This window comes from Pontimicrobium sp. MEBiC01747 (genome assembly GCF_053601635.1).
This window is the reverse complement of sequence record NZ_JBSHNS010000236.1, coordinates 1-7,726: the sequence shown is the minus strand read 5'-3', so window position 1 is coordinate 7,726 and position 7,726 is coordinate 1. Positions and strand designations below refer to the sequence as shown.

Here is a 7,726-nt window from a genome sequence, read left to right as displayed (position 1 = left end):
CTATAAATATCTTTAAGCCATAATTGTGCATTATTATAATTGTAATGTGTTAATAATTCTAAGCTTTTGTCTTGTTGATTTTTATAGTTCTCACATTCTAAATTACAGCAGTGTTGATTGCCTAAAGTAACCAGCAATTTTTGCCAAAAAATACTTGTATATGTAGTTGCTGGTAATGTTATTTCTTGATGGTCTATAGTATGTAAATTAGATTGTATTGCTGCATTCCAATAGAATTCTTTTCTCTTATCTGCTCTTACAGCGTTACTACAATTTATGCAACAATTTGGAGTAGCATCTTTTAAGTTTACTTCTTTTGTTGTTAGTAGTAATTGATAATATACTGGGCCTTTTACATTTTTATCTCCTAAAAATAAGGCATCTACCGAAATATTTAAAGTAGCGGCTAGTTCTAATATTTTAAAATACTGCCAACCTTCAACAATAAGATATTGAGAGGTTAATTTGCCCTCTTTTAAGGCTTTAAATGTAGATTGTATTAAAGCATCATTAATTATTTTAAATCTATTATCCCAAATGGTTTTTGCGTTATCGCTAACCCAAGCTACTGTTTTAAAGGGTGGTATGGTATAGTTTAATAGTTCCATACTATGAGGCGTTTTGTTTTTGTGCCACTTGTTCTATCATTCTTTGAATAGAAGGATTTATACCATTACTCCACGATTCTATAAGTTTGGTCTCTATGTAGGGCAATATTGGGTGTTTAGATAGTGGTACTTGTCCATTGTCTTCCATACGTTTTTCGGTAAGTTCAAATAATGTTTTCCAAACATTACAATGTTCTGTTCTATTACGCCAATCTCCAGATATAGAAGTGCCAGGGCAATGGCCTTTACACATAGAAAAAAAACGACAATCTTTACAACCACCATGTTCTTGTGGTGTATGGTACAATGCAATGTATCTAGAATAGGAGGGAAGCCCTGCTTTTACAAAATCGATACCTTCTTTATTTGTTCTGCCGCAATTACTCCGCTGTCCTTTGCCTTCTACGCCTCTTACAGCTGATGTGGTGTAAGGGTCGCAAGCTTTCCAAACGCAACTTAAACCAAGGTCTTTGGCTTTTAGTAGGTTTTCTATTTCTCCGAATATGTCAAATTTTAAATGCTTCAGTTCGCTTTCTAAGGCATTAAAATAGAGTAGGGTTTCTATATTTTCTTTTTCGGTTAAATGGTAGATGGCTCTTATACTTTCGCTTTCAACTTCCATAAGGTGTAAACGTGCTCCGCCTACTCCCATTTTGTCTAATTTTTTTATCCAAGCCCCCATGCGTTCTCTTTTCTCTAAAGTTCCTACATTACCACGATGTAGTGTTATAATTATAGAGGGTTTTAAACCTTCTTCACACAATTTAGCAATGGCGTTTTCTGAGTGTTGGGTTAGTTTTCGTGTACGTTCTAAATTACCAGCCCATCTTACATCGTTTAAGTCTTCTGGTCCATCTATAGAGATGCCAACTCCAACATTGTACTTTTTAAATAAATCTATATGTGCATTGGTAATTAAAGAGCCATTGGTTTGTAAAGCATTTTTACCAAAACGTTCTAGCCCCCATTTCCATAGTATTTCTATATCTTCTATAGGCACCATTAAAGCTTCACCTCCAAATAAAGAAAAGTCTGTCCCTTCTTTTAGTATGGCTTCTTTCATTAAATCTATATCGTATTCTTTTTTTGGGTCTTCAACGTCACGTTGCGGATGTTGGTAGCAGTATTGACAAGCAATATTGCATTTTACGCCCATAGGTCTTAGTTCTACTCCCATACTATTTATATTGGAGCATCTATATGAGTGTTTTTATCTCCGTGTACACCTATATGTGCTACATCTGCATGTACCCCTGCATGACCAGTAATATTAAATCTGGCATCTGCATCTAGATTTATATCTGTTAAATCTACAGTAGCATTTACGCCAACAGTTCCAGTTATACCAAGGCTACCGCCTACTAAAGAAGCGTCTAAATGTGGATCTAAACCAATACGTGGTGATGTCGCATTAACATGTACAGAAGGCGGCATAACCATGTCGAAATGTTGTTTAGGGTCAATATCTAAAATAGTAACATCAAAACTGGGAGTAGATATTGTTTTACTTGCACCAAGATCTGCATGTTCGTTAAATTCATGAAAATTAAGCCCCCAATGATCGGTATGTAAATCTGCATGGTGATCTACAATTTTACCAAGATCTACGTGTACGCTTTCTGATGGAATAGAAGGGGCAATCTTTATTGGGAAATCTAATGTTCCATTAACATGGAACTTTGTAGGTAAATTGGCAAGAACTTTAAAGGTATCTATTATAGAATGTGTATAAACATGGTAGAGTACATTAACTACAAATTCTCCACCAGTAATTAGTCCTTTACCTACAACACTTATATAATTCTCTACTTTAGAAAAATAAGATGAGAATATAGATTCTGCCTCACTTACTATTTTATTTTCTATAACACTTGCTAGGTCTTTTAGGTCTGTAACACTAGCGCCTAAGTCGTAATTAAATCCAAATTTAGTACCATTAAAATCGAAATGTGCGTCTACTTTAGCACTTAAACTGCCATTTATAAAAGAAACATCAATTGTACCATTCATGCTATCGTTAATAGGGATTGTGCCTAAGTTAATGCCTCCTATTTTTATTGATGGCTTACAAGCTATTGATATGGAAAGGCTACTATCGAAAGCCATAGTGGTTCCTCCATTTTTAAATTCTACACTTAAAGAATCTTCTAAGAATTTTAAGTTAGATTTCATATTAATGTCTAATACGGTAGGAGATACCTTAGCATTAATCACTTCTGTAATTCCTAATATATCTGCATCTACACTTACATCAAAAGATTCTTCGGTTGTATTGAATTTAAAAAAGGGACCGTTAGCTTTTATGCCATGCCCCGCTCTACCTTTACCTGTAAGCGAAATTTTATTGTTAAATAGATGTATTGGATTTACACTAGCTTCTCCACTTATTCCTGAACCTTGATTTATCATTAGCGAAGAATACGTGTCGAATCCCCAAAAATTAATACCAGCATTATAACCTATTCCAACTTGGCAAGAAGTACCGTCTGGTAAGGTCTGCGCTTCATCGCACCAATAGAACATAAGGTCGTTATAGCTAAAATCGCTAAGTACCGAAGGTAATTTTATTCCCGTATCTATTACAGCATTAAATATTACAGGTAAACTTAAGTTTTTAGTTTCGCAATATAATAAAGATGGGTTAGGGGTATCATCGGTAAACTCTATACTAATTGCAAATTTTTCATCTAATTTTGTTTTGCTTTCTCCTAATAGAAAGGCGCCTTCTAAGGTAACACCTGCTCCTGTTTCTGCACCAAAACTAACATCTATACCTATACCAACATCTTCTAGGGTTACACCATAAAAATCGAAAGGTTCATTAATAACCGTATCACTATTTATTGTAGCTTCAGCTCTTACAGTACCATCTGAGTAGGTGAAAGAAATACCACCATTTACATTTATAGAATGTACTGTTGGTTTGGCTGGTATCGTTATAGGTAAACTAACATCTCCTGATAGTATCGCTGTTATTGGAGACGATTTTATCGTCATTGCTATACTGTTTAGCATTAAACTAGAAATTCCAGGAAAAGAGAATGATTTGTCTATTTCTGCTGTAATTTCATAATCTTTTGTTACTGTTAAATCTATAGATATTTCAACAGGAATATCACTTAAACTTTTAGCTAGTTCGTTTACTATTTTTGGTAGCGCAGATGGAGAACTATTAGCTTCTACTGCTAAAGTAGATTTAAATTCTGCACCATCTACAACACCTGTAATACCAGATATTTTTAGTTTTTTATTTGTAAAATCTGAAACAACTATTGCAGAATCTGAAAACTCTAAATCATCAAATAAAGATAAATTACTATCTATTTTTGTTAAAGTAAATCCTTTAGAAACTCCAACGCCTAATGCAGCTCCCCAAACACCTGAATTCTTTTGTACATAAAGCTCTACATCTCCCCAGCTTGTTTTGGCTTTTAAATCTAAAGAGTAATCCTTATCACTAGTATTTATTTTTGCTTGAAAACCAATATTATTTACTGGTAGCCCAGAAAAACTAGAAGGTAAATGGTAAGTTTTAGCTAAGAAGTGGGTAACTATACTATTTATTGTTGAAGCATCATTTGTTGAAGCGCCAAACTGCCACGTAATGGTACCATCTGCACCTTCGCTAAATCCCCAATTTGCAGATAATTGTATTCCAAATAATCTAAAATCGCCTTTAAGTGTAATGCAATTTCCTTTGCACGTTACAGAGGCATTTGTAAAAGCTATACTATCTGTTTTTAAAATATTTTTTAAAAAACTATCAACTTGTACTGCACTGACTTTACTATTAGGTAAACTAAGTTTATTGTCCCCTAATGCTTCTTTTAATTCGGTACAAAGCATAGAAATAGAATTACTCATAATGTTTGGTTTTAAGGATTATTTGAATTGACTAGGTTTTAAAAAATAAAAATAGAAAAATATCGATTTCTAAAAATAGGTGTTTATACCTGTTTTTTTAAAGTATTGTTTGATTTATTGCTAAAAAAACGTGTAAATACAGTTTTTTTATTAAATGCTTTGTGGAGAAATTTTTTTGATTATGACATCGTTATCTTTTTTAGTTTATAAAAATAGATGCTCGATTCTTACTGTGCTGTTAAGTGTAACGTTTCCTGTCTAGGTTTTAACCTAGAAACTCTAAAAGAAAAAGAAAGTAAAAACCCCCAAAAGTAAAATACTCTTGGAGGTTAATGCAACAATCAACGGTAATGAAGACTAATTAAATATAGTATTATGGTATTAATACTTTTTTAGTTATAAATTCTGTACTTGTTTTTAATTTAATAATGTATGCTCCTGTAGCTAATCCGTTAGTAGAAATTAAATGGTTTGTTTTGTTTAAGTCTCCTTGCTGTATTTGCTGCCCTAAAATAGAGTATAATTCAAAAGACTGTAATGGTTTTAAAGTATTGCTATTAATTATTTCTAAATAATTGGGTTTGTTTATAACTTTAATAGTTGAATTTTCTGAGGCTTCAATAGTAGCAACGCTTAACGTCTCTGAAACTTTAAATTTTAATATAAATCGATTACTAAATTCACCATCAAGCATCTCTGCTGTAAATGTTGTGGTATTTAAATCTATTTGAGCACCAGTTTCTAAATCCTCAAGAATGGGTGTAATGGTTTCTGGAAGGTTTACTGCACTTAATAACTTTATAGACATATTTCCTGTTCCGCTAAGTTTTACGTGTAATGGTAAAATAGTCTCTTCTTCTATAGATGGAATCCCCTGAATAACATAATTTTCATCTTCAATAATCCAGTTCATATCATCTGTAGAAGCATCAGAGTTTTTTCCATCGTAAGCTGTATCGTATTCTAAAGACGTGTTTTCATCTATGGTTAATAATAACTCTCTAGCTATACCGTTTGGTGAAGTAAACTCTAGTCTTAGTTTTGTTCTATCATCACTAGTATTTGTTGTTGCTGTGCTAGTGTTTTCAGAGTTTCTAAAAAATACAGAATTAGTTACATCTTCTTTTTGAAATGCTCTTTGTCCATTATTAAATGTTATTGCTCCTCCAGAATCGGCTTCAACAAAAAAGCCTTGTGCAACTGCTATGTATTGTTGTGGGGTTTTAGTGGCTACTCCCGCTTGTGATATATTTGGATGTGAAATAGCTTTTACTCCACCAGAAAGGTTGTACACGCCATAACCACCTTGATATTGTGCTGTATTATGAGAGCCTCCTCCAAAATGTTCCCAAAAATATAATGTTCCATTAATTACATTACTAGAGTTATTTCCGCCATCTGCAACAGATATATTGTCTTTTATAAATGCATCTGCATCTAGTGCTGAAGGATATGGGTTACCAACTAGGTAGTGCTCTCCTGTATTAATGTTTAAATCTATAGTACCATTATTAGGTTTTCCTTTAAAAACATAGTTTTGAGTTTCTGTAACTGAGCCAGCTCCTGATCCTTTCATGGTATAGCCTTCTCCTATAATCATGTTGTTAGTGCTTCCTAAATGCGACCAACTGTAGTAATCTTCTGCTGGACCATGAAATTTAAAAATCCAAAAAGAACTTGTTGCGATAGGGTTGGCTGCACCTCCATCTGCAGAGGATAATGATGATGAAAAGGCAATGTCTGTAGGGGTGTTAGTATTAGTACCGTCTTTAAGAATTCTATTTATAGCTTCGGGTTTGTTATTTAGTGTTGTGTTTATAGCGCTTACAGGAGAGCTCCAGTAGTTATAAGTATAATTATCTGCAGTACCTTGTTGATCTATTTCTATATAGCCTCTACTACTTGGTACTAATTCACTATTTATATTTTGTATTAATTGAGATTCACCTTGTAAATCTATAATACCATCTAATTTAAAATACTTTGTATTTTCTATAAATTGGTCATTTTGTACGGTCAACTTAGTATTTTCGTCTAATATTAGTCCCAGTTGTGTATGGCTATCTTTAGTTATTACTTCTGCATTATTAGTAAGGTTTACTATAGCCCAATTTTTATGTGGTGTATTATCTATATCCCAGACATCTCCATGCTCCCATGTGTTTTCATTTGTCCAGTTCCCACTAGTATTGGCTACGTATGGTAATGGCGCATTAATGTCTTGATTGGTTCTCATGTTGTGTAAAATTCCACTAACATTAAGGCTACTATTGTCCTTAGTGGTTCCCAGCCTACTGTTTACAGACGTTAATTTGTAATATAAACGCAAGCTATTCCATGATAGCCCTTCTATAGTATTACTAATGACTGCTCCTGTAACACTGTTATTGTTATTCTCTATACTTTGGTATACTTGTTCTTGTAATTGTGTTGTTGTTAATGCTGTATTATATACTCTAGATTCAACAATAGAACCTTTAAAATAATTGTTATCATTAAATGTATTTCTTCCTATTTCAAAATCATGGTTGCTATTCCAATTTGCTCCACCTCTTAAATTGTTTCCTAAAACATTATCTACTCTTGAAACTTCTTCACCATTTATATATAAAATAAGAGTTCTTTGATTAGCATTATAAATAGCTGTAAGATGATACCATAAATTGGGTTCTAATGCAGTTAAGTTATTTGCTGGGGTTGTAGCGGTATTTAATACAGGACTATTTGTTTTAACAAAGGCTCTGGGTTTTCTGCTGCTATTAAGAAATAATCTAAAATTACGCTGCCCCATGATTTCTTGAACTCCTGAGGCATCATTGTCTAATTTTATCCAGCTCATCATTGTAACTTCGTCTTCACTTTCTAGAAACGCATCTCTACTAACGTAATCATTAGTACCATCGAAATCTAAAGATTGCGGTGTACAGAAACTAATATTCCCTAAGGCAGAACCGTGTACAAAACCATTAGAACAGGTGTCGCAATCTTGCCAAACCATAGTAATGCTTGTAATGAGGTTCTCGTCGTAGAAATTTAATCCCACTCGTGCGTTATCTCCAGTAGTAGATGGAGCATTAGCGTTAATAACTCCAGTATTATTTGTGGTATAAGATGGTGTTGCGGACTCTGTAAATGTTGGGTATACTGTTTCGCCTAATGTATTAGTTGCTGTAATGGTATATTTATCGCCATTGGTTCCACTTGCATTTACATGGTAGATATCGTAACCTAAACCAAAAACAGGTTCACTAAAT

The 7,726-nt window shown here is 33.4% G+C and carries 4 protein-coding genes; all 4 read right to left on the bottom strand.

Translation table 11 applies throughout. The features are described 5' to 3' along the window. A partial coding sequence (locus ACVC2P_RS07765; RefSeq protein WP_452597911.1) for a hypothetical protein occupies positions 1 to 608 on the bottom strand: 608 nt, incomplete at its 3' end. A 1-nt stretch (position 609) separates the two neighbouring features. Then, positions 610 to 1,785 carry a radical SAM protein gene (locus tag ACVC2P_RS07760; RefSeq protein ID WP_452597910.1) on the bottom strand — a complete coding sequence of 392 codons (1,176 nt, stop codon included), beginning with the start codon at positions 1,783 to 1,785 and terminating at the stop codon, positions 610 to 612. A gap of 5 nt (positions 1,786 to 1,790) precedes the next feature. Beyond that, entirely contained in the window at positions 1,791 to 4,472 is a 2,682-nt protein-coding gene (locus ACVC2P_RS07755; RefSeq protein ID WP_452597909.1) for a hypothetical protein, read from the bottom strand. Positions 4,473 to 4,845: 373 nt separating this feature from the next. Continuing rightward, positions 4,846 to 7,726: LamG-like jellyroll fold domain-containing protein (locus ACVC2P_RS07750; protein WP_452597908.1), on the bottom strand; the 2,881-nt coding region annotated here is incomplete at its 5' end.

What these genes read in the sequence shown, in the direction of transcription:
- ACVC2P_RS07760 (WP_452597910.1), bottom strand. Translation starts at nt 1,785, where the DNA reads ATGGGAGTAGAACTAAGACCTATGGGCGTAAAATGCAATATTGCTTGT.
- ACVC2P_RS07755 (WP_452597909.1), bottom strand. Translation starts at nt 4,472, where the DNA reads ATGAGTAATTCTATTTCTATGCTTTGTACCGAATTAAAAGAAGCATTA.